This window comes from Kineosporia rhizophila (assembly GCF_021277265.1).
Lineage (GTDB): Bacteria > Actinomycetota > Actinomycetes > Actinomycetales > Kineosporiaceae > Kineosporia > Kineosporia rhizophila.
In genome coordinates this window covers 1-24,306 of sequence record NZ_JAJSOH010000025.1, presented here as the reverse complement: position 1 = coordinate 24,306, position 24,306 = coordinate 1, and the positions used below count along the sequence as shown (strand labels likewise).

At 70.1% G+C, this 24,306-nt stretch carries 15 protein-coding genes and 1 pseudogene; 12 read left to right on the top strand and 4 right to left on the bottom strand.

All coding sequences use genetic code 11. From position 1 onward, the window contains the following. Positions 1–5 precede the first annotated feature (5 nt). The 6 genes from galU (at position 6) to LWF15_RS27305 (ending at position 6,310) form a co-directional block, all read left to right on the top strand. Positions 6–959, top strand: a complete 954-nt coding sequence (galU, locus tag LWF15_RS27330) for a UTP--glucose-1-phosphate uridylyltransferase GalU (RefSeq protein WP_232813817.1) — start codon at positions 6–8, stop codon at positions 957–959. Next, positions 959–2,167, top strand: a complete 1,209-nt coding sequence (gene glp, locus LWF15_RS27325) for a molybdotransferase-like divisome protein Glp (protein WP_269810918.1) — start codon at positions 959–961, stop codon at positions 2,165–2,167. The genes galU and glp overlap by 1 nt, the downstream gene beginning before the upstream one ends. 67 nt (positions 2,168–2,234) lie before the next feature. Further along, positions 2,235–2,669, top strand: a complete 435-nt coding sequence (gene moaC, locus LWF15_RS27320) for a cyclic pyranopterin monophosphate synthase MoaC (RefSeq protein ID WP_232813892.1) — start codon at positions 2,235–2,237, stop codon at positions 2,667–2,669. Then, entirely contained in the window at positions 2,666–3,151 is a 486-nt protein-coding gene (locus LWF15_RS27315) for a MogA/MoaB family molybdenum cofactor biosynthesis protein (RefSeq protein ID WP_232813815.1), read from the top strand. The genes moaC and LWF15_RS27315 overlap by 4 nt, the downstream gene beginning before the upstream one ends. Further along, complete coding sequence (locus tag LWF15_RS27310; protein WP_232813814.1) at positions 3,148–3,807, top strand: GNAT family N-acetyltransferase; 660 nt, start codon at positions 3,148–3,150, stop codon at positions 3,805–3,807. The genes LWF15_RS27315 and LWF15_RS27310 overlap by 4 nt, the downstream gene beginning before the upstream one ends. A 166-nt stretch (positions 3,808–3,973) precedes the next feature. Then, positions 3,974–6,310, top strand: a complete 2,337-nt coding sequence (locus LWF15_RS27305; RefSeq protein ID WP_232813813.1) for a hypothetical protein — start codon at positions 3,974–3,976, stop codon at positions 6,308–6,310. A 6-nt stretch (positions 6,311–6,316) separates the two neighbouring features. On the opposite strand, the gene LWF15_RS27300 is transcribed toward LWF15_RS27305, so the two are convergent. Then, a complete protein-coding gene (locus LWF15_RS27300; RefSeq protein ID WP_232813812.1) occupies positions 6,317–6,583 on the bottom strand; it encodes a helix-turn-helix domain-containing protein in 267 nt (88 codons plus the stop codon). A gap of 67 nt (positions 6,584–6,650) precedes the next feature. On the opposite strand from LWF15_RS27300, the gene map reads away from it, so the two are divergent. Continuing rightward, a complete protein-coding gene (map, locus tag LWF15_RS27295; protein WP_232813811.1) occupies positions 6,651–7,421 on the top strand; it encodes a type I methionyl aminopeptidase in 771 nt (256 codons plus the stop codon). A gap of 9 nt (positions 7,422–7,430) precedes the next feature. Here the strand turns inward: map and LWF15_RS27290 are convergent, their stop codons facing one another. After that, entirely contained in the window at positions 7,431–8,072 is a 642-nt protein-coding gene (locus LWF15_RS27290) for a helix-turn-helix domain-containing protein (RefSeq protein WP_232813810.1), read from the bottom strand. Between the two features lie 216 nt (positions 8,073–8,288). Here LWF15_RS27290 and LWF15_RS27285 point away from each other — a divergent pair, with 216 nt between their 5' ends. Beyond that, positions 8,289–8,450 (top strand): hypothetical protein, encoded by a 162-nt coding sequence (locus LWF15_RS27285; protein ID WP_232813809.1) that lies wholly within the window; start codon positions 8,289–8,291, stop codon positions 8,448–8,450. A gap of 12 nt (positions 8,451–8,462) precedes the next feature. Here LWF15_RS27285 and galT read toward each other — a convergent pair whose 3' ends face one another. Both galT and LWF15_RS27275 read right to left on the bottom strand, forming a co-directional pair. Further along, complete coding sequence (gene galT / locus LWF15_RS27280) at positions 8,463–9,464, bottom strand: galactose-1-phosphate uridylyltransferase (RefSeq protein WP_232813808.1); 1,002 nt, start codon at positions 9,462–9,464, stop codon at positions 8,463–8,465. Positions 9,465–9,680: 216 nt separating this feature from the next. Next, positions 9,681–10,439, bottom strand: a pseudogene (locus tag LWF15_RS27275) (DeoR/GlpR family DNA-binding transcription regulator); the annotation flags it as partial. 175 nt (positions 10,440–10,614) lie between these two features. Here LWF15_RS27275 and galK point away from each other — a divergent pair. From galK to LWF15_RS27255, 4 genes are all read left to right on the top strand, one after another. Next, the gene (gene galK, locus LWF15_RS27270) at positions 10,615–11,781 is read left to right on the top strand and encodes a galactokinase (protein WP_232813806.1); all 1,167 of its coding nucleotides are present in this window, start codon (positions 10,615–10,617) and stop codon (positions 11,779–11,781) included. 102 nt (positions 11,782–11,883) lie between these two features. Further along, positions 11,884–14,241 carry an AbfB domain-containing protein gene (locus tag LWF15_RS27265; RefSeq protein ID WP_232813805.1) on the top strand — a complete coding sequence of 786 codons (2,358 nt, stop codon included), beginning with the start codon at positions 11,884–11,886 and terminating at the stop codon, positions 14,239–14,241. Positions 14,242–14,314: 73 nt separating this feature from the next. After that, positions 14,315–16,102, top strand: a complete 1,788-nt coding sequence (locus LWF15_RS27260) for a flavin-containing monooxygenase (protein ID WP_232813804.1) — start codon at positions 14,315–14,317, stop codon at positions 16,100–16,102. A 145-nt stretch (positions 16,103–16,247) separates the two neighbouring features. Continuing rightward, positions 16,248–24,306: IPT/TIG domain-containing protein (locus tag LWF15_RS27255; RefSeq protein WP_232813803.1), on the top strand; the 8,059-nt coding region annotated here is incomplete at its 3' end.

Below are 24,306 nucleotides of genomic sequence, written 5' to 3'. Positions count from 1 at the left end.
TGCCCATGACGGAACCGAGCATTTCCGCTGACCTCGAACCCCTGGGCGACGGCGCCCCCGGGCCCGCCGTGGTCAAGGCCGTGATCCCCGCCGCCGGCCTGGGCACGCGCTTCCTGCCGGCCACCAAGGCCACCCCGAAGGAGATGCTGCCGGTCGTGGACCGGCCGGCCATCCAGTACGTGGTGGAGGAGGCCGTCCGGGCCGGCCTGTCCGACGTGCTGATGATCACCGGGCGGGGCAAGCGGTCGCTGGAGGACCACTTCGACCGGGCCTGGGAGCTGGAGGCGGCCCTCGAGGCCAAGGGCGACAAGGACCGGCTGGAGCAGGTCCGCGAGTCCGCCTACCTGGCCGACATCCACTACACCCGGCAGGGCGACCCGCGGGGCCTGGGCCACGCCGTGCTCTGCGCCGACCACCACGTCGGCGACGACCCGTTCGCCGTGCTGCTCGGTGACGACCTGATCGACGAGCGCGACGAGCTGCTCACCCGGATGATCGGCGTGCAGCGGCAGACCCGCGGCAGCGTGGTGGCGCTGATGGAGGTCGACCCGGCCCAGGTGCACCTGTACGGCTGCGCCGCGGTGGAGACCACCGCGGTGGGCGACGTGGTCCGGGTCACCGGCATGGTCGAGAAGCCCGACCCGAAGGACGCGCCCTCCAACCTGGCCGTGATCGGCCGGTACGTGCTGCACCCGCGGGTGTTCGACGTGCTGAAGGAGACCAAGCCCGGTCGCGGCAACGAGATCCAGCTGACCGACGCCCTGCAGGTCCTGGCGCAGGACCCGGCGCAGGACGGTGGCGGCGTCTACGGCGTCATCTTCAAGGGCCGGCGTTACGACACCGGCGACCGGCTCGACTACCTCAAGGCCGTGGTCCGGCTGGCCACCGAGCGCGAGGACCTGGGCCCCGACCTGCGTTCGTTCCTGCGGGAGTTCGTCGCCGAACTCCCCGCAGAGTGATGCGGTCGGTCGACGAGCATCTCGCCGCCTGCCTGAGCGACCTCGCACCGCTTCCGGCAGTGGAACTTCCACTGCTGGAGGCGGTGGGCTGCGTGCTGGCCGAGGACGTGGTCTCGGGCATCGACATGCCCCGCTTCGACAACTCCTCGATGGACGGGTACGCGGTGCGGGCGGCGGAGGTGGCCGGGGCTCCGGTCACCCTGCCGGTGCTGGGTGACATCCCGGCCGGTCGCGGAGATGCGCTCGAGCTCCCGCCCGGCGCCACGATGCGGATCATGACGGGTGCCCCGCTGCCCGCCGGGGCCGACTCGGTGGTGCAGGTCGAGGCCACCGACGGGGGCACGGAAACCGTTCGTATCGATCGGGCTTCGAGTCCGGGGCAGTTCATCCGCCGCTCCGGTGAAGACGTGCGGCAGGGGCAGACCGTGCTCACCGCCGGCACCGCGCTGACGGCCCGCCACATCTCGCTGGCGGCCTCGGTCGGCGCCGAGCAGCTGAAAGTCCACCCGCGTCCCCGGGTTCTGGTGCTGCCCTCCGGCAGTGAACTCGTTCCGCCCGGAAAGCCGCTGCAGCCCGGACAGATCCACGACTCCAACGGCTACGGCCTGGTCGCTGCGGCCATCCAGGCTGGTGCCCGGGCCCGGCACGGCGGAATCATGGCCGACACCCCGGAACACGTCGCTGCGGCGTTGGAACAGGCCGCCACCGAGGCCGACCTGATCATCACCACCGGTGGGGTCAGCGCCGGGGCCTACGACACGGTCAAGGCCGTGCTGAAGGAACTGGGCACCGTGGAGTTCGTGCCGGTGGCCATGCAGCCGGGCAAGCCGCAGGGCTTCGGCACGATCGGGCCGGACCGCACGCCGCTGTTCACCCTGCCCGGCAACCCGGTCAGCTCGCTGCTGTCGTTCCAGATCTTCATCGTGCCGGCCCTGCGCCGGCTGGCCGGTCTGCCCGACGCCGAGCCGGCCCGCCGCACCGCCACCGTGGTGGAGGGCTGGCGCTCGCCGGCCGGGCGCCGTCAGTTCGCCCGCTGCCTGCTCACGGTGACCGCGGCCGGGCCGACGGTGCGGCCGGTCGGTGGCCAGGGTTCCCACCTGGTGGCCGACCTGGCCGGGGCGAACTGCCTGGTCGTGGTGCCGGAAGAGGTCACCGTGGTGGGCGAGGGTGACCAACTGCCCTACATCGTGCTGGAATCTGGCTCATGATGTGCCGGTGAACCAGCAACACCAGTCCCAGCGACTCACCCACGTCGACGCCTCGGGCGCGGCCCGCATGGTCGACGTCTCGGCCAAGCCGGTCACCGCCCGCGAGGCCACGGCCAAGGGGGTCGTCACCTGCTCACCGGCCGTGATCGAGTTGCTGCGCGGTGAGGGCGTGCCCAAGGGCGACGCCCTCGCCGTGGCCCGGATCGCCGGCATCCAGGCGGCCAAGCGCACCCCCGACCTGATCCCGCTGGCCCACCCGATCGCCGTGCACGGGGTCGAGGTCGACCTGGACGTGCAGGACGCGGGGGTCGAGATCACCGCCACGGTCCGCACCGCCGACCGCACCGGGATCGAGATGGAGGCCCTGACCTGCGTCGCGGTGGCCGGCCTGGCGCTGGTCGATATGATCAAGGCGGTGGACAAGCTGGCCGAGATCGGCCGGATCCGGGTGGTGGCCAAGAGTGGTGGACGTTCCGGAGACTGGCAGCGTGATGGACAGTGACTGAGTCGCGCCGCGCGCTCGTGGTCACCGCGTCCAACCGCGCGGCCGCCGGCGTGTACCCCGACAAGAGCGGCCCGATCCTCGCCGAAGGCCTGCGTGAACTGGGCTTCGCGGTCGACGGCCCCCAGGTCGTGCCGGACGGCGAACCGGTCGGTGACGCTCTGCGCAGTGCCGTCCGGGCGGGGTACGACGTGGTTCTCACCACCGGGGGCACCGGCCTTACCCCCACCGACCGCACCCCCGAGCACACCCGTCCTCTGTTGGATCTCGAGGTGCCCGGTCTGGCCGAGGCGATCCGTACTCACGGCGCTGCCAAAGGCGTCCCTAGTGCGGTACTTTCCCGAGGGCTGGCCGGCGTCGCCGGGCAGACCCTGATCGTCAACCTCCCGGGCTCCAGCGGCGGCTGCCGCGACGGCCTGGCCGTGCTCGAAGGAGTCCTGGTGCACGCCGTCGACCAGATCCACGGCGGCGATCACCGATGAACGAACTCGGAGCGGGCGTCGGCTGGCCGATCGAACTGTCCGACGGCCTCATCACCCTGCGTCCACTGCGCCGCCGCGACGCCAAGTCGTGGAACGCGGTGCGCTCCGCCAACGCCGAGTGGCTCGCCCCCTGGGAGGCCACGCACCCCGAGGGCGGGGGCCGTCCGCTCACCTTCGGGGCGATGGTGCGCAGCTTCGACCGCGAGGCCCGGGCGGGGAGGATGATCCCGCTCGCCGTGCAGATGCACGACCGCCTGGTCGGCCAGGTCAGCGTCAGCGGCATCGTCTGGGGCTCGCTGCGCTCCGGCCAGATCGGCTACTGGGTAGACCGGGCGGTCGCGGGGCAGGGCATCACCCCCACCGCCGTGGCGATGATGGTCGACCACTGCTTCTTCGGCCTGGGTATGCACCGGCTCGAGGTCAACATCCGCCCGGAGAACATGGCCAGCCTGCGGGTGGTGGAGAAGCTGGGCTTCCGCCCCGAGGGCATCCGCCGCCGCTACCTGCACATCGACGGCGCCTGGCGCGACCACGCAACCTTCGCCGTGACCCCGGAAGACGTGCCCGGCGGGATGCTCACCCGCTGGCGCCGTTCGCAGCGCGTCCTGGCCGCCCGCGAGCACGAGCAGCACACCCACTGGTCGGAACAGACGTAACCCTTAGGCTCTACCTGAGGGTGACGACACACCGCAGCCATTACGTGATCATTCGGGTGCCGCCCCGTACCGTTTGTGCGTGCAGCCCAGCAGCCTGATCCTCCTCGCCATAGTCGTGGTGTGGGCTGCCTATCTGGTGCCACAGTGGGTGAGACGACGTGACGAAATGTCACAGTCGCGGGCCGGAGACCGCTTCTCCGGGGGCCTGCGCGTGCTCAAGCGCCGCGAGCGCACCACCCGCTCCGGCCGCTCCGGTGACCCCCTGCTCACGTCGCCCCGAGTGATCGTCGACACAGACGGCGAACTCCTCTACATCCCGGCCGACCGCCTCCTGGCCGAGCGGCTCGCAGGCTCCTCGATGAGCCTCCCGCAGAGCGCCCGCCCCGGAGAGACCCTGCTGGGCACCCCCGGCCCGGCCACCCCAGACCCCGCCGGCTCCACCGACCAGGACCACGAAGCGTCAACGACCCCCGCCGACCCGGCCGAGGCGGAGAACGCCCCTGCCGTCGAGGCAGAAGCCGGGCACCAGGTCGAAGCCAGGCGTGGGTCTCCGGCCGACCGTCGGGCTGAGGTTGGGCGTCGGGACGGGGCCGACCGTCGAAGTGGGGCCGGACATCCGACCGAGGCCGGCGCCGAAGCCGGGCACCGGGACGAGGCTGACCGCCGAGGGAAGGCCGAGCGTCGAGCTGAAGCCGAGCGTCGGGCGGAGGCTGGGCGTCGGGGCAAGGCTGATCGTCGGGCAGAGGCTGGGCGTCAGGACGAGGCCGAGCGTCGGGCAGAGGCGGGGCGTCGCGACGAGGCCGAGCGCAGAGGTGAGGCTGAGCGCCGGGGTGGGGCGGGACGCCGCGCCGAGGCTGAGCGTCGGGGCGGAGCCGAGCGTCGGAGTGACACCGCAATTCAGTCCGACGAGGCAGTCTCCGATACGCCGGCCACCCCTGACTCCGCTGTCCCTGCCCCCATCGCCTCAGCGCCTGCTACCCCTGCCACCCCCACGTCAGCCGCGGCCCCCACGATCGCAGCGCCTCCGAGCTCTCCCTCCGAAGACTCCATGGCCGAACTGGAGGCCGGCCTCCTGGCCGGGTTCGGTCTCACTGCTCCATCGCCCGCCCCAGTGGCCCAGGCCGAAGCCATGCCGTCGGTGCAGGCCCCTTCAGCACAGCCGGCAGGCGCGGGCATCGGGGAAAAGGGTTCTGCAGACGAGGACATGGCCGAACTCGAGGCCGGCCTCCTTGCGGGCTTCGGCCTGACCGCACCCCCCACCCCCGGGACCGCTGTCGGTGAGGCCAGCACCGGCCGGGTCATGGCGGGCCAGGCCAACACCGGCCCGAGCAACGCGGGCCAGAGCAGCACCGGCGGCCAGTTCGCCGCAGCTCAGCCCAACGCGGCCCAGCCCAACGAGGCCCCGTCCCGCCAGACCCGACCTCAAGCAGCTCAGGCTGACCAGGCCCACACCCACCCAGCCCAGCCGCACGAGCCCCAGGCCGACGAGGCTCACGCCCACCAACCCCAGTCCAAGACAGCCCAGCCCCGACGCACCCCCCGCCGCCCCGAGCAGACCACCCCCACCGCTCGGTCCGAGGACCTGTCGTTCGCCGAGGCCCCGCAGCCCACCACCGGCCGTCGGCCCACTCACCGAACTGGCCCGACGCAAACGTCCTCGGACTATGTGCCGGGCTCGCGCCCCGTCCGTAAGCCTCAAAGCCCAGGCCCCACAAACCCAACCGACGCCGAAATCCAGCCCCCTGCGGCCTCGACCACCGTCCCCGTAACCACCTCGGCGCCCATCTCAGCCAGCGCGGAGGCCGCTCAGGAGTCGTTCCAGGAGCTGATCGGGCGCCCCGGTGGGCGAGCGCCCGAGGTCGCAGCCCCGGAGCCCGAGGCGCACGAGGAAGCCCCCCTCACCGAATACACCACCACGCACGCAGACCTGGACTCCGCGCGGCTCAACGCCCGGGTGGCTGCCCGTCGCCGGGCCCGGAGCATGGCCGTCCTGCTCATCGCGACCATCGCGGCCTGGGTGTTCTCCGTGGCCGGCTCCATCCCGGTGTTCGTCCCCCTGGCGGCCACGCTGCTCCTGGCCGCCCACGCGGTGGCCTCGCGCACCGCAGCCGTACGTAGCCGCGAGACCCTGACCATGCTGGCGGCGCACCTCTACGCCGCGGAGATGGCGCGTGAGCACGCCGAGAAGCGCCGCCGTACGGCCGAAGCGCGTACCCGGGCCCGGGTGGAGGCTGAGGCGGCCGCACCGCCGCCGGAGCGGGTGGCTCGCCGGGCCGCGGCGGTCAGCGCCGACACCTGGGACCCGATTCCGGTGCCCCCGCCTACCTACACGCTCAAGCCCGCCGTGCACCGTCCGCCGCCCCCGCCGCTCGAGCCCCCTGCCGAGAAGCCGCAGCCGTCGGAGCGTCAGGTGTCTCGTGGCTCGATGCCCCGGCGGGCCGCCGACATCGAGCGCATCCTGGAACTCGAAGAGACCGAGCTTCCCCGCGCGGTCAACGAATAATCTCGGCTACGAAGCCAGCCGCTCACGAGCCGGGCCGTTGATCTCGGCCCACAGCACGTCGAGCGAGATGCCCAGCACGTCGGCGATGGCGGCGATGGTGGGGAAGGCGGGAGTGGCCACCCGGCCGGACTCGATCTTGCGCAGGGTCTCCGGTGAGACCCGGGCCTCCAGGGCGGTCTGCAGCATCGAGCGCTCACCCCGGGCCTGGCGCAGCAGGGCGCCGAGGCGCTGTCCGCGTTCGATCTCGGCGGGCGTGAGCGGCGTCCTGACCATGACTGCGATTCTAATACCGGGATAGTATGGCCGGGATAGTTATTGGTTGACTGAGATAAGGCGTCCCATGATCGAGATCCTGAGCCCCAGCCAGCTGCCCCGCGCCCGAGAGGCCGGGGCCCTGGTCGCCGAGATTCTGCAGACGATGAAGAGCCGCACCACCGTGGGCACGAACCTGCTGGAGATCAACCGGTGGACCGAGAAGATGATTCTCGACGCCGGGGCGGAGTCCTGCTACGTCGACTACGAACCCTCCTTCGGGCGGGGGCCGTTCGGCCACTACATCTGCACCGCCGTCAACGACGCGGTGCTGCACGGCAAGCCGCACGACTACATGCTGGCCGACGGTGACCTGCTCACCCTCGACCTGGCCGTGAAGGTGCGCGGGCTGGCCGCCGACGCGGCGATCAGCTTCATCGTCGGCGAGTCGCGCCCGGCCGAGAGCGTGGCGCTGATCGAGACCACCGAGCGGGCGCTGGCGGCGGGCATCGCGGTGGCCGGGCCGGGGGCCCGGATCGGCGACATCTCGCACGCCATCGGCACGGTGCTCAGCGCGGCCGGCTACCCGATCAACGTCGAGTTCGGCGGGCACGGCATCGGCTCGACCATGCACCAGGACCCGCACGTGGCCAACACCGGCAAGCCGGGCCGGGGCTACAAGGTGCGCCCGGGCCTGCTGCTGGCCCTGGAGCCGTGGATCATGCAGGACACGGCCAAGCTGGTCACCGACGCAGACGGCTGGACGCTGCGCAGCGCCACCGGCTGCCGCACCGCGCACACCGAGCACACCATCGCGATCACCGACGACGGGGCCGAGATCCTCACCCTGCCGCGCTGAGACCGGCGCTCAGGCCTCGATCGAGAGCCAGAGCGCCTGAGCCGGTTCCGCCCCGCGGTTGACGATGCGGTGCGGGCGGGAGGAGAGATAGGCGATCGCGTCCCCGGGCCTCAGCACGTGCACGTCGCCGTCCAGTTCCACGGTGAGCTCGCCGGAGATCAGCACGCCCACCTCCCGCCCCTCGGAGTGCTCGGCGCTGATCCCGCTGGCCCCGCCCGGGACGTACTGGTGCACGGCCATCTCCACGCCCGCCCGCGGGTCGCGGTAGGCGATGCGCTGCAGCCCGCCCGCCCCGGTGGTGGCCGTCACCTGCTCGTCGACCCGGGTCACGGGGGAGCGGTCGGTCTCCTCGCCCGGGCCGAACAGGTCGGACATGTGCACCCCGAGCGCGGCCGAGACCGACACCAGGGTGCCCACCGAGGCGCTGGCCAGGCCGCGCTCGACCATGCTGAGCATCGAGACGCTGACCCCGGTGCGGTCGGCCAGCGACTTCAGGGTCAGGTTCTGCTGCTTGCGCAGCAGCCGGACCCGCGCCCCCATCATCCGGATCGTGCGCTCGGCCTCGAAGCCGTTCGCGGGCCGGCTCACCGGGACGGCCGGTGCCTCCGGCGAGAGGGATCTGATCGTGCCGGGTGCCCCCGTGTCCGCCATGCGTGTCGTTCCCATTCGTCGCAACAAGTGAAAACCGGAAGGGTGTGGCTGGAACGACACGGATCGTGCCACATCTGTCCCGATAACTGCGTTTTCCCGGACGGGTCGTGGCGGAGATTGCGCTGTGGGTGTAGCTTCCGTCACATTCAGCAACTTACTGCGATCGGGGGAAGCAGTATGCACGGCAGTGCGACGCGAGATTCGTCGGATGGTCGGGTGATTCGGCGCCGGGTGGGGCTGGCGGTGTTCCTGGCCCTGGCGGTCTCGGCCGCCTTCCTGGGCGCAAACGAGACCACCGAGGGCGGCCAGGCCGCCCTCGGTGGGATGGGACTTCTGTTGGTCAGCATCGGCTCGGTGGTGCTGGCCCGGGGCCGCTGACCGGCCGGGGACTCAGGCCTGCGGGATCTTCTCCCGCAGGGTGGCCGCGGCCACCTCGGGCGCGATGTCGGTGGAGTAGGCCCCACCCATCTGCTCGGTGCCGGCGATGTACTTGAGCTTGGTCGCGCTGCGGTTGGGCGGCGAGATCAGCAGGTGCAGGTGGCTGATGTCGTCCCAGCTGCCGTCCCAGCCGGCCACCGACGCCTCGCCGTTCAGCGGCGAGGAGAAGATGCCCAGCACGTAGGGCAGCGGGAAGCCGAACAGGTCGTCCAGGCCGGTGAACACCCGGTGCAGCAGGTGGGCCAGGTCGTCGCGGGCCTCGTCGGCCACCGCGACCAGCGAGGGGGTGTGCGCCTTGGGGGCGATCCGCACCTCGTACGGGTAACGGGCCCAGAACGGCACGTGGGCCACGAAGTGCTCGCTCTCGGCGACCACCCGGCGGCCGTCCTCGAGCTCGGCGGCGACCACGTCGCAGTTCACGCAGCGGCCGGTGCGGGTGCGGTACTCGGCGGCCGTGCGCAGCTCGCGCAGCGGGCGGGCCGGGATGTCGTCGTACGCGTAGATCTGGCCGTGCGGGTGGTGCAGGGTGACGCCGATCGCCTCACCGCGGTTCTCGAAGGGCAGCACGTAGGCGTGCCCTTCCGAGCCGAGCACCTGGTAGCGGTCGGCCCAGGCGTTCACCAGCAGGGCGATCCGCTCCGGGCCGAGCTTGGCCAGGGTGGCGTTGTGGTCGGCGGAGTAGGAGATGACCTCGCAGCGGCCACTGGCCGGCTCGACCAGGTACAGCTCGTCGCTCTCCACGTCCGGCGCCGGCGGGGTGGGGCTGAGGGCCGGGAACCGGTTGTCGAACACCGCGATCTGGACGTCGGTGCGCCGGATCTCGCCGTCCCAGTCGTTGTTCGGGTCCGGGCACAGCGGGCACGCGTCGGCCGGCGGCAGGAAGGTGCGGTTCTGCCGGTGGGTGGCGAAGGTGATCCACTCGCCGGTGGTGGGGTCGAAACGCCGTTCGCTCACTGCTGCTTCGCCTCGTCCTCTTCCGGAACCTCAGGGGTGGAGGCGGAGACCGGCGCACTGTAGTAGTACGTGATCCGCCTTCCGTCGTCCATGGTCGTAACGTCGCGGATCATTGCCACGAGAACCTCGCTCTGGTCTGTCAAGACTTGGTCATAATCTGGCACGGTCGATCGGAAACTGACAAGGAGCCGATCAGTCGTCCTCGTCGGTGCACTCGGCCACCAGCACCTCCACCCCCACCGCCCGGAACTGCCCGATCGCCGGGGCGGAGCTGCGGTCACTGGTGACCAGCCGGCCGATCTGCTCGGCGGGCACGGTCTGGGCCATCGTCTCCAGCCCGATCTTGGTGTGGTCGGCCAGCACCACGATCTCCTCCGCGGCCGCCGCCAGCGCCCGGTCCACGCCGGCCACCACCAGGTTCGGGGTGGACAGCCCGCGCTCCAGGGTCAGGCCGTTGCCGGACATGAAGGTACGCCGCACCCGCATCCCGCTCAGCGCCTGCTCGGCCACCGACCCGACCAGGGCGTAGATCGACCCGCGCAGCGTGCCGCCGGTCATCACCACCTCGATCGTGCGGGACCGGGCCAGCTCCTGCGCGACCAGGACGGAGTTGGTCACCACGGTGAGCTCGCGGAAGCTCAGCAGGTGGCGGGCGAAGGCCTGGGTGGTGGTGCCGGCCCCGACGCAGATCGCGTCGCCCTCCTCCACCAGCCCGGCCGCCAGGGCGCCGATCGCGGTCTTCTCCCGCGCGGCCACCCCGGACTTCTCCGAGTAGGTCGGCTCGTGACTGAGCCCCCCGGTGGAGACCGCCCCGCCGTGCCGGCGGTCGAGCAGGCCCTGCGACTCCAGCAGGCGCAGGTCGCGGCGCACGGTGACCTCGGAGCTGTCGACCACCCGGGCCAGCTCGCGCAGGGACACCGCCCCGTTGGCCCGGACCAGCTCGAGGATCCTCTGGCGACGCTCGTCGGCGAACACCCACCCAGCATAGGACGTCGTGATCAGAAATGGTCAGAAAGGGCGTCTACCCGATCACAAGCGACCCGAAAGGAGCAGTCATAATCTGGTGCGACCCGCTCCGGTGGGTCACCATGTAGACCCGAACCGCTCGCCGTGCCCGAAGATCCGTGCACCCGTCGCCGAAGGCCCTCCCGTGAACAGCCAGTCCAACGCCGCTGAGCCGGCCGAGTCCGTCGTCTCCGCCTTCGCCGGCCTGTACGGGGCCGCCCCCACCGGCGTCTGGTCCTCCCCGGGCCGGGTCAACCTGATCGGCGAGCACACCGACTACAACAACGGCTTCGTCATGCCGCTGGCGATCCCCGACCGGGTCACGGTGGCGGCCTCCCGCAACGACGGCCGGGTGTTGCGGATCGCCTCGGCCCAGCAGACCGAGAAGGCCGAGATCGACCTGGACAAGCTCGAGCCGGGCTCGGTCGAGGGCTGGGGCGCCTACGTCGCCGGGGTCGCCTGGGCCCTGCAGCAGAAGGGCTTCACGGTGCCCGGGGCCGACCTGTACCTCGACGGCCGGGTGCCGCTGGGTGCCGGGCTCTCCTCGAGCGCGGCCCTGGAGTGCGCCGTGGCGGTCGCCCTGATCGAGCTGGCCGAACTGCCCGAGCCGCCGCGCGGCCTGGCCGTGGCCCAGCTGGCCCAGTTCGCCGAGAACGAGTACGTCGGGGCCAAGACCGGTCTGATGGACCAGGCCGCCTCGATCCTCTGCACCGAGGGCCACGCCCTGCTGTTCGACGTGCTCAACCTCAGCACCCAGCAGGTGCCGTTCGACCTCGACGGCGCCGGTCTGGCCCTGGTGGTCATCGACACCCGGGTCACCCACAGCCACGCCGGCGGCGAGTACGGCGAGCGCCGCGCCTCCTGCGAGGCGGCCGCCGCCGCGCTCGGGGTCGACTCGCTGCGCCTGGCCACGGTCGCCGACCTGGACCGGCTGACCGACCCGCTGCTGCTCAAGCGGGCCCGGCACATCGTCACCGAGAACGACCGGGTGGTGGCCGCCGGCCAGGCGATGAGCCGCGACGACTGGGCCGAGTTCGGCCGGCTGATGACCGCCTCGCACGCCTCGATGCGCGACGACTTCGAGATCACCTGCACCGAGATCGACGTGGCGGTGGAGATCTCGCTGGAGAACGGCGCGATCGGCGCCCGGATGACCGGCGGTGGCTTCGGCGGCTCGTCGATCGCCCTGGTCAGCCAGGACAAGGTGGCCGTGCTGAGCGAGGCCGTGCTGGCCACCTTCGCCGAGCGCGGCTTCAAGGAGCCGGTGATCCGCACCATGCTGCCCTCCCGCGGCGCCTCCCGGGACCGCTGAGCAGCCCGGACGTAACGCACGGCAAAAGGCACCTCGCCGATCGGGCAGGTGCCTTTTGTCCGTTTTGCTGATGAGCTGGCGGCCCCACCGAAGGGAGCCTCCATGCCCCAGCACTCGCCTGCCCTGTTCCAGGCGTGGTTCGCGGTCCGAAGGGCCGACACCCGATTGAAGACGGTCGTGGGCACCGTTCTCGCGGCGGTGGCCGCGAGCCTTCTGGTCGCCTCACCGGCCCGGGCCGAGGTGACGGCCGACTGGCAGCCCAAGGCACCCCCGTTGACCACCCCGTGGACCGACCAGGTCTCCGATCCCCCGTTGCCCGAGTACCCTCGTCCTCAGTTGGCGCGTTCGCAGTGGCAGAACCTCAACGGCATCTGGGATTTCGAGGTCACGCCGAGCAGCCAGGTCACACCGCCGAGCACCTACTCGGAGAAGATCCGGGTGCCGTTCGTGGCCGAGTCCGCGCTCTCCGGCATCATGCGCGCGGTAGACGGTGGCGACCGCCTCTGGTACCGCCGTACTTTCACCGTTCCGGCGGGCTGGAAAGACCGGGTGAAGCTGAATTTCGACGCGGTCGACTACCGCACCGACGTCTGGGTGAACGGCCGCAAGGCCGGGGCCACCCACGACGGTGGCTACGACGCGTTCTCGCACGACATCACCGATCTGCTCGAAACCGGCCAGAACACGCTGGTGGTCGGGGTCTGGGACCCGGGCCAGGCGGGCACCCAGGCGGTGGGCAAGCAGGAGCCCCAGCCGGTGGAGCCGCAGACCGGCGGCGGCATCTTCTACACCTCGGCCTCGGGCATCTGGCAGACCGTCTGGCTCGAGCCGGTGAACGCCACCCACGCCACCAAGCTCGACCTGGTGCCCGACCTGAAGTCGTCGACCCTGAAGGTGAAGGTCGCCAGCACGAAGAACGCGACTTCCGTGGTCACCGTCTCCAGTGGCGGTCAGAAAGTGGTCAGCGCGAGTGGTGCCGCCGGGCAGCAGGTTTCGCTGAAGATCCCGAAACCCCGGTTGTGGACGCCCGACGACCCCTTTCTGTACGACGTGAAGGTCGAGTTGCGCACCGGTCAGAAGACTGTGGACACGATCAGCTCGTACGCCGGGATGCGCTCGATCGCGGTGAAGGCGGTGGACGGCAAGCAGCGGATCGTGCTGAACGGCGAGTTCCTCTTCCAGTCGGGCACTCTCGACCAGGGCTACTGGCCCGACGGGATCTACACCGCGCCCACCGACGAGGCCCTGAAGTACGACCTGCAGCTGCTCAAGGACACCGGCTTCAACATGGTGCGCAAGCACATCAAGGTGGAGCCACAGCGCTGGTTCTACCACGCCGACAAGCTCGGCCTGCTGGTCTGGCAGGACATGCCCTCGATGCGCCCCGACCTCAAGCCCGATGCGCCGGCGAAGGCGCAGTGGGAGAAGGAGTTCCGGGCGATGATCGACCAGCACCGCAGCTCACCCTCGGTGGTGATGTGGGTGGCCCAGAACGAGGGCTGGGGCCAGTACGAGCAGGCCCGGGTGGCCGACCTGGTCAAGGCGTACGACCCGACCCGGCTGGTGAACAACATGAGCGGCATCAACTGCTGCGGGGCGGTGGACGGCGGTAACGGGGACATCATCGACTTCCACAACTACACCGGTCCGGGCGTGGCCCGGCCTTCAGCTGAACGCGCCGCGGTGGTGGGCGAGTTCGGCGGTCTGGGGCTGAAGGTGCCCGGTCACGAGTGGTTCCCCGGCGGCGGTTTCAGCTACGAGGACCAGGGAACGGCCGAGCGCCTGAACCGGCGGCTGATCGGGCTCTGGACGCAGATGCGCACCTCCGGCGTGGCGGCCGGCCTGTCCGGGTCGGTCTACACCGAGACCACCGACGTGGAGAACGAGGTGAACGGCCTGGCCACCTACGACCGGCAGGTGGTCAAGGTGGACGTGGCCCGGCTGAAGGAGGCCAACGAGCAGTTGATCGCCGCACCCACCTCGAACCCGGCGCCCGCGGTGGCCAAGGGCCGGCATTCGCTGCGGGTGGTCACCGAGGGCTTCGAGAACCGCTACGTGCGGCACCAGCAGGCTCTGGGGTACACCGAAGTGGTCACCGAGGCCAGCGACGATCTGCTGAAGAACGACGCCACCTGGAACATCGTGCCCGGCCTGGCCGACGCCTCCTGCTACTCCTTCGAGGCGGTCAACTACCCGGGCACGTATCTGCGGCACCAGGCCTACCGGGTCAAGCAGAACGCGAACGACGGCACCCCGTTGTTCGCCGCCGACGCCACCTGGTGCGCCGAGGAGGGCGAGGGCGGTGTGAAGTTCACGGCCTGGAACTTCCCCGGCCAGTACCTGCGCCACTACGACGCCGAGCTCTGGCTGGCCACTCCGGGCGGCAACAACGCCTGGGACAACGACACCTCCTACGCCGCCGACACCACCTGGGCCGTGGAGGCGCCCTGGGTGCCCTGACCCTCGCCGATCGGGTAGGTGTGCCGGGGCGTTCCGGGTGCTGTGCTTGAGTTCCCGGCCCGAAGGAGCGCCCATGACCACCGCCCAGCAGCGCATCGACGAGTGGCTCCGATCCTTCGAAACCGCTCTCGACGCAGATGATCCGGAAGCCGCCGCGGCGCTCTTCGCGCCCGGCGGCTTCTGGCGCGACCTGGTCGCGTTCACCTGGAACATCACTACCGTCGAGGGGCCTGAGGGGGTACGCGGGCTTCTGGAGTCCTGTTTGACGACGACGCGAGCCTGCGGCTTCCGTACGTCGGAACCGCCCACCGAGGCGGACGGGACGACCGAGGCCTGGATCGAGTTCGAGACCGCGGTCGGCCGGGGCAAGGGGCACCTGCGGCTCGTCGAGGAGGGTGCCTTCACTCTCCTGACCACGCTGTACGAACTCAAGGGCTTCGAGGAACGGCAGGGCGCCCGTCGCGACCAGGGCGTGGAGCACGAGCTGGCCAAGGGGCGGCGCACCTGGCGGGAGAGGCGCGAGGCCGAGGCGGCCGAGCTGGGGCGGGAGCGGCAGCCCTACGTGGTGGTGATCGGCGGCGGGCAGGCGGGCATCGCCCTGGGCGCCCGGCTGCGCCAGCTCGACGTGCCGGCGCTGGTGATCGACCGGCACGACCGGCCGGGCGACCAGTGGCGCAACCGCTACCGCAGCCTCTGTCTGCACGACCCGGTCTGGTACGACCACCTGCCCTACCTGCCGTTCCCGAAGAACTGGCCGGTGTTCGCGCCGAAGGACAAGATCGCCGACTGGCTGGAGATGTACACCCGGGTGATGGAGGTGCCGTACTGGTCGCGCTCAGCCGTCACTTCGGCGAGCTTCGACGAGGAATCCAGCACCTGGAGCGTCACCGTGGACCGGGACGGTGAAAGCGTCGAGCTGCGTCCCACGCAGCTGGTTTTCGCCACCGGCATGTCCGGAAAGCCCAACGTGCCGAAGCTTCCGGGGGCTGAGCTGTTCGCCGGTGAGCAGCACCACTCCAGTCAGCACCCCGGGCCGGACGCCTACCGGGGCAAGAAGGTCGTGGTGATCGGATCGAACAATTCCGCGCACGACATCTGCGGCGCGCTGTGGGAGAACGACGCCGATGTGACGATGGTGCAGCGCTCCTCCACCCACGTGGTGAAGTCGGCCTCGCTGATGGAGTTCGCCCTCGGCTCTCTCTACTCGGAAAAGGCCGTGGCCCGGGGGATCACCACCGAGAAGGCCGACCTGACCTTCGCCTCACTGCCCTACCGGATCATGTCGCAGTACCAGATCCCGATCTACGAACGGATCGCCGAGGAGGACCGGGAGTTCTACGAACGACTGGAGAAGGCCGGATTCCGGCACGACTGGGGTGACGACGGTTCCGGGCTGTTCATGAAGTACCTGCGCCGCGGGTCCGGCTACTACATCGACGTGGGCGCCTCCGAGCTGGTCGCCGACGGTGAGATCAAGCTGGTCCAGGGCCAGGCCGACCACCTGACCGAGCACGCGGTGGTGCTGGCCGACGGCACCGAACTGCCGGCCGACCTGGTGGTCTACGCCACCGGCTACGGGTCGATGAACGGCTGGGTGGCGGACGTGGTGGACCAGGAGACGGCCGACCGGGTGGGCAAGGTCTGGGGGCTGGGCTCGGACACCACGAAGGACCCGGGCCCGTGGGAGGGGGAGCAGCGGAACATGTGGAAACCCACCCAGCAGCCCAACCTCTGGTTCCACGGCGGCAATCTGCACCAGTCCCGGCACTACGGCCTCTACCTGGCACTTCAGCTGAAGGCGCGGTTGGAGGGCATTCCGACGCCGGTGTTCGCGCTGGCGCCCGTGCATCACCCAGGGTGAGTGCCTTCCGGCCCGGTGGGTGAGATCCCGATGGCACCGCTCAACCCGTGCAGAACCTTGGCCAGGCGACCGAAAGTGACTGGACCGGGGAGGGCTCCCGGTCCGGCCGGTGCGCGGCCGGGGTCTGTGCGGGTGGGGGTGCGGGATGGCGATCTCTCGCATCTCGGTGGCCAGGCTCCTGATCGTGGTGCTGCTGGCCTGGATCCTGGTGCCGGTGACGGCGCAGCCCGGCCAGGCGTTCGCGGGCACGGTGGCCGCCAGTGCCTACGCCAGTCGGGACATCACCAACGGCAACACCACGGTGGCCGCGTCCACCTATCCCGGTTCGACCAGCGCCAGTGCTTCCGGCGGCACGATGACCAGCACGGCCAACGCCGATCCGCTGGCCGATACGGCGGCCGCCACAGCAAAGGCCGACGGGTACGGCCTGGGGGCGATTCTTTCCTTGGCCACGGCTACGGCGGAGTGCACCGCCGGCCCGACCGGAGTGACCGGCAAGGCGCGGGCCGGAGGGCTGACTCTCCTGACCATTCCGCTGAACAACGTTCCCACCGGGGACATCCCGCCCAACACCACGGTTCAGCTGACCAACCTGTTCGGTCAGAACGTCGGCTACATCACCTACAACGAGCAGACGATCACCAACAGCGGGGGCCAGTACTACATCTCGGTCACGGCTGCCCACATCGTCAGCAAGACCACGGCCGGGGTGATCAACGGCAATGTCGAACTGGCCCACGTCGAGTGCGGGTCCACCGCCCCGATCACCCCCACGGTCAGTGCGGTCAGCCCCAACCAGGGTCCTGAGACCGGCGCCACCTCGGTCACCGTCACCGGCACCAACTTCCTGGCCGTCACCGGTGTGAAGTTCGGATCGGTGAACGCCACGAGTTTCACCGTGACCAGCCTGACCTCCCTGACGGCAGTGGCGCCGGCCGGCACCGGCAAGGCCGACCTCCGGATCACCAACGTGGCCGGCACCAATGCCGACAACGCCGCCGACGACTTCAACTACATCCCCAAACCGGTCATAACGTCCGTAACGCCAACGCGAGGGCCGACTTCCGGGGGGACGTCTGTCGTCATCACCGGAACGAACCTGGCCACTGCGACAGCAGTGAAGTTCGGGGCGAATGCCGCAACCAGCCTCACGGTGAACAGCAACACCTCGGTCACTGCGGTAGCCCCGGCCCGCACGCCGCTCAACACCAACGTCACGGTCGACATCACCGTGACCACGGTGGGCGGCACGTCGAACGCGGTGACCGCGGACGAGTACACCTACTTCGCCCCACCCACGGTGACTGCGGTCGCGCCCAGTGCCGGGCCCCTGACGTCCGGAAATTCCGTGACCATCACCGGGACCAACTTCATCGGGCCCAGTGGGGTGAGCGCGGTGAAGTTCGGCGCCGCCAATGCGGTCAGCTACACGGTGAACAGCGACACCCAGATCACTGCAGTCGCCCCGGCCGGTACGGCGGGCACGGTCGACATCACGGTGGTGGCGGTCGGCGGCACGTCGGCGATTACGGCTGCGGATCAGTACACCTACACGCCGGCTCCGACCGTCACGGCGGTTGCGCCCAGCGCCGGGCCGACCGCTGCTGGCACCTCGGTGGTCATCACGGGCACCAATTTCGGCAGCGCGACCGAGGTGAAGTTCGGGGCTGATCCGGCCGTGAGTTTCGTCCGCAACTCCGCCACCCAGATCACTGCGGTAGCTCCCGCTGGTGCGGCCGGCACGGTCGACGTCACCGTGACCTCACCCGGCGGTACTTCGGCAACGTCTGCCGCGGATCGGTACACGTACGTGGCGACTCCCGCCGTAACTAACGTGGCCCCTAAGCGCGGCCCGCTGGCCGGGGGAACCTCGGTGGTCATCACCGGGACCGGGTTCTCGACCGCGACGGCGGTGAAGTTCGACGCAACGAACGCAACGTCGTTCACGGTGAACAGCGCTACCCAGATCACGGCCGTGGCCCCGGCCGGATCTGCCGGCACAGTCGACATCACGGTCACCACGCCGGGCGGAACCTCGGCGACCACCAGCGCCGACCGCTTCACCTACGTCGCCGCGCCAACCGTCTCCAACGTGTCCCCGTCGGGCGGCCCGATCGCCGGGGGCACGAGTGTGACCGTGACAGGCACGAACTTCACGGACGCTTCGGTCGTCACCTTCGGGGGAGTGCCGGCCTCTGCCGTAACCGTCAGCAGTGACACTCAATTGGTGGTCACCGCTCCGGCCCAGGGTGCAGGCACGGTGGACGTGGTGGTCACGGCTCCGGGAGGCACGTCGGCCACCTCCAGCGCCGACCGGTTCACCTACTACGCCACGCCTGCAGTGAGCGCCGTCTCGCCATCCTCCGGCCCCACGACGGCGGGCACGGTTGTGGTCATTACCGGCACGGCGCTGGCCGGGGCCACCGGCGTGAAGTTCGGGGCGAACACGGCAGTCAGTTTCACCGTGAACTCCTCCACCCAGATCACGGCGACTGCCCCCTCCGGCAGCGTGGGCGTTGTCGACGTCACCGTGACCACACCGGGAGGTACCTCACCGACGTCCTCAGTTGATCAGTTCACTTACGTCGGACCGCCCACGGTCTCGGCGGTCTCACCGGCCCGTGGGCCCCTGGGCGGCGGGAACTCGGTGGTGATCACCGGGACCGGCCTGACCGGCGCGTCGGCGGTGAAGTTCGGCGCAACGAACGCCTCGTCGTTCACAGTGAACAGCGCTACCCAGATCACTGCGGTGGCGCCGGCCGGAAGCCTCGGCACGATCGATGTCACCGTCACCACCACCGGCGGCACGTCAGCCGTCAGCAGCGCCGACCAGTACGCCTACGTCGGTGCTCCCACCGTCACCGCGATCTCGCCGACCGCCGGCCCGATCGCCGGTGGAACCGCGGTCACCATCACCGGCACCGGCTTCACCGGCGCAACCGCCGTCTCGTTCGGCGGGGTGGCTGCTTCGGGCGTGATCACGGTCAGCTCGGACACGCAGATCACCGCGTTGGCCCCCATGCAGTCCGCGGGAACCGTGGATGTGAGGGTAACCGCTCCAGGCGGGGTTTCGGCTGTAACAGCGGCGGACCGCTTCACCTACGTGTCGCCGCCTGCGGTCACCGGAATCACGCCGAGCAGCGGGCCGATCTCCGGCGGAGTGAACCAGACCGTCACCATCACCGGTACCGACTTCACCGGCGCTACCCAGGTCACCTTCGACAACTACCCCACCCTGCAGATCCTCAGCGTGACGTCGACTCAGATCCAGGTACGCGGAGTGCCGCCGCACGCCACCGGCCCGGTGCACGTCCAGGTGACCACGCCTTACGGCACCAGCGCCCAGACCCCAGCCGATGTCTATACCTACCAGGGACTGCCCACGCTTACGGCGGTCTCACCCAGCAGCGGTCCGCTGGGCGGGGGTAATGCGGTGATCCTGACCGGTACCGGCTTGAGCACTGCCTCAGACGTGAAATTTGGCTCCGCAACGGCGACTTTCACGGTGAATTCCGACACGCAGATCACAGCTACCGCGCCGGCGGGCTCAGCCGGGGCAGTGACCGTGTCGGTGACAACTTCGTACGGGACCACCGGCGGCCCGAATCCGCCGCCATACACGTATGTCGCGGCGCCCGTCGTCTCCTCCGTCGCACCAGCCTCCGGGCCGTTAGCCGGCGGTACTGCGGTGACCATCACCGGCACCGGCTTCAGTGGTGCGACCAGTGTTGCCTTCGACGGCGTTGCGGCAACCAGCCTGACCGTCAGTTCGGACACCCAGATAACGGCTTTCACGCCGGCACATGCTGCCGGAGCGGTGAACGTCTCCGTCACCTCGGTCGGCGGCACCGGCAGTCTGAACAACGCCTTCACCTACGTGGCGGCGCCCGCAGTGACCTCGGTTTCGCCGACTTCCGGACCGGTCGGCGGGGGCACGTCGGTGACGATCACCGGTACCGGGTTCAGCGCGGCCACTGCGGTTTCTTTCGGGGGGAGTGCGGCCAGTTCCTTCACGGTCAATTCCGGAACGCAAATCACCGCCTTGGCCCCCGCCGGGACCGCAGGCACAGTGGATGTTCGGGTAACGACCGTCGGTGGGACGTCGGCGGTGGTTCCGGGTGACCGGTTCACCTATGTCGCGGTGCCAGTCGTCCAGGGCGTCGCTCCCCAAGCAGGCCCGCTGGCCGGCGGGAACACGGTGGTCATCACTGGTACCGGCTTCACCGGAGCCTCAGCGGTTGCCTTCGGGGGTAGTACGGCGACGTCGTTCACCGTCGATTCGCCTACTCAGATCACCGCTGTCGCTCCGTCAGGGGCGGCGGGCACGGTGGATGTCCGGGTGACGACGGTCGGGGGGACGTCGGCGGTAGTGGTGGGGGACCGGTACACCTATCAGGCCGTTCCCTCGGTCACCGCTCTCACGCCGACGCACGGCCCGATCGCCGGGGGAACGCTGGTCACCATCACCGGCGCCAATTTCAGCGGTGCCACCTCGGTGACGTTCGACGGAACGCCGGCCATCGGCGTCATCGCGGTCAACAGTGACAATCAGATCATCGCGGCCGCGCCGGCTCATGCTGCCGGTGTGGTGGACGTGGTGGTCACGGCCCCGGGTGGGGTATCGACGCCGATCAGCTATCGATATGTCGGCACCCCAACGATTTCCGGTCTGTCACCGGCGAACGGGCCCACCGTCGGCGGAACCTCGGTGGTGCTGACCGGTACCGGCTTCGCCACCGCGTCCGGTGCGGCCGCGGTGCAGTTCGGCGGGACCAACGCGGCCTCGTACACGGTGAACAGCGACACCCAGATCACCGCCGTCACCCCGGCCAAGGCAGCCGGGACGGCCGGAGTAACAGTGACCACGGCAGACGGTGGGACGTCGGCGGTCACCCCGTCGAGCATCTTCACCTTCATCCCTGCGCCCACAGTCACCTCGATCACGCCGACCTCCGGACCTGAAGCGGGCGGAACGAGCGTAATCATCAACGGAACCGGTCTGACCACGGCCAGTTCCGTTCGGTTCGACGGCAGCGCGGCCTCGTTCGTGGTCGACTCGGACACTCGGATCACGGCCACCGCCCCGGCCGGTAGCGGCCTGGTGAACGTCACGGTGACCACTGTCGGGGGTACGGCGACGGACCTTTTCCGGTACGTGGGCACGCCGACGGTCACCTCGCTCAGCCCAGCCACTGGACCCGTGGCCGGGGGCACGTCGGTGACCATTACCGGTACGCAGTTCTATGGAGTCAACGGGGTCACCTTTGGCGGCACGGCGGCTGGTTTCACGGTTGTCAGCCCCACCGAGATCACCGCTGTGGCCCCTGCCCATGCCGCGGGCGGGGTGGACGTACGAGTGACAACCGCCTTGGGGGGCACCTCCGCCCCGGGCCAGACCTTCACTTACGTGGCCGATCCGGTGGTGACCGGGCTGGCTCCGACGTCGGGGCCGGTGCCTGGCGGCACGGTGGTCGTGATCAGCGGTTCCGGCTTCAGCGCGGCCACGGCCGTGAAGTTCGGCGCCACCCCGGCGGCTTCCTTCACGGTAAACGGCGGCTCCCAGATCACGGCGGTGAGCCCGGCCGGAGCTGTCGGTACGGTGGACGTGACCGTGACCGGTCAGTTCGCCACGTCGGCCACCTCGGCGGCCAGCCGTTTCACATATGCCGCAGCTCCCACGGTCGCCAGCGTCTCGCCTGCCGCCGGGCCACTGGCTGGGGGAAACACGGTGACGATCAGCGGCACCGGCTTCACCGTGAACTCGGCCGTGTCCTTCGGGGCGGTGCCTGCGTCCTCGGTGCAGTTCGGGTCGGCCACGCAGCTCACCGCCGTGGTGCCGGCCGGTGCGGCCGGGCCGGTCGACGTGGAGGTGGCCACGCAGTACGGCCAGGACACGCTGAACAACGGATACCGTTACCGTGCAGCCCCTTCCCTCACCTCGGTGAGTCCTGCAGTTGGGCCGGAGAGCGGCGCGACCACGGTGACCATCACGGGCAGCGGGTTCGACGGGGCCACGGCCGTCCGGTTCGGATCGGTGCCGGCCACGCTCTTCACAGTGAGCACCGACGGCCTGATCACGGCCACCTCACCGGCCGGTACCGGCACGGTTGATGTGACGGTGACCGGTCCCGGCGGCACTTCACCGGTCGTGCCGGCCGGTGAGTTCACCTACGCCCCCGTGCCCGTGCTGGCCAGCGTTTCCCCGGCATTCGGGCCAACTGCCGGCGGCACGGTAGTCACGCTCTCGGGATCGGGTTTCACCGGTGCTACTTCGGTCACCCTGGCCGGCGCGCCAGTCGCGTTCTCGGTGGTCAACGATTCGGCCATCACCCTGACCACCCCGGGGGGATCCGGTGACGTGCCCATCGTCGTCACCACTCCGGGCGGGACCACCGCACCCCGGCAGTTCACCTACGCCAACGCACCCTCGGTGAGTGGGCTTACCCCCGACCGCGGGCCACTGGGCGGCGGGACCTCGGTGACCATCGACGGCACCGGCTTCACCTCCGGATCGACCGTAACCTTCGGCGGCACAGCTGCCGCCTCCGTGCAGTTCGTGAACTCGACCAGGCTGATCGCGGTGACGCCCGCCCGAGTGACGCCGGGCCTGGTGACCACCACCATCACCACCCCCTACGGCTCCGCCTCCGGGGCCTTCCGTTACGTAGCCGCTCCGACCGTTACGGCCGTCCAGCCCACCGCTGGTCCGCTGGCCGGCGGCACCGTCGTCACCCTGACCGGCACCGGCTTCACCGACGCCTCGGCCGTTTCCTTCGGCCCGACCCCAGCCACCACCTTCACCGTCAACAGCGACACCTCGATCACTGCGACCGCCCCCGCCCGCGCCGCCGGCACAGTCGACATCACGGTCACCACCCCGGGCGGCACCTCGGCCACTTCCGGCGCCGACCAGTTCTCCTACCTGCCCGCCCCCACCGTCGGCCAGGTCCAGCCCAACTCCGGCCCCGTGGGCGGCGGAACCGTCGTGACCATCACCGGCACCGGCTTCACCCCCGGTTCGTCGGTGACCTTCGGCGGTGACCCGGCCACCGCCGTGAACTACGTCAGCCCCACCGAACTGAAGGCCACCAGCCCCGCCGCGGCCGGATCGTCGGGTTCGGTGCTGGTGCGGGTGACCACGCCAGGCGGAAGCGACTCGGCGATCTTCACCTACCGCGACGCGCCCACGGTGAGCCAGGTTCAACCCGATTCCGGGCCAGAGGCCGGGGGAAACACGGTCACGATCACCGGCTCCGACTTCAACGGCGCCACCGTAGTGCGTTTCGGAGCAACGGCGGCCACCTTCACCGTGGACAGCAGCACGCGCATCACGGCAACGGTTCCCGTTGGCACCGGCACGGTCGACGTGCGCGTGACTGGACCCGGCGGCACCTCCGCCACCTCGCCTGCTGACCGATACCGGTACGCGCCCGTGCCGGCGGTGAGTTCGCTGTCTCCGACCTTCGGCCCCACCATCGGCGGAACCTCGCTTACCGTATCGGGTTCCGGCTTCACTGGAGCAAGCACGGTCACCATGCGCGGGAACTCGGTGCCCTTCACCATCGACAACGACTCCACGATCACGCTGACCACGCCCGCCGGTGCGCAAGGCGACGCAGCCATCGAGGTGACCACCCCGGGCGGCACTTCGGCGCCCGTCCAGTTCCGCTACGCCGACGCGCCCACGGTCACCACCGCCACGCCCGACGCCGGGCCATTGGGCGGCGGAACCATCGTCACCATCACCGGCACTGACTTCACCCCGGCCTCAACGGTGACCTTCGGCGGAGCCTCGGCAACCTCGGTGACCTATGTGAGCCCCACCCGCCTGGAGGCCGAGTCGCCTTCCCGAGGCACGGCCGGTGCTGTGAACATCGTGGTCACCACCGCCTACGGCGCATCGTCGCCAATGAGCTTCACCTACACGAACGCCCCCACGATCAGCGCCGTCGCACCCAGTGCGGGACCCGTCGCGGGCGGCACCTCGGTCACCATCTCCGGCTCGGGCCTGACCGGTGCCTCAGCCGTGACGTTCGACGGCACACCAGCCGCGTCGTTCACCGTGAACAACGACTCGACCATCACGGCTGTCACGCCGCCCGGTTCAGCGGGCACTGCCGTCGTGCGGGTAACGACGGTGGGCGGTTCGGACACGGGAAGCTTCCGCTACGCGGCCTTCCCCAGCATCAGTGCGGTTTCGCCTG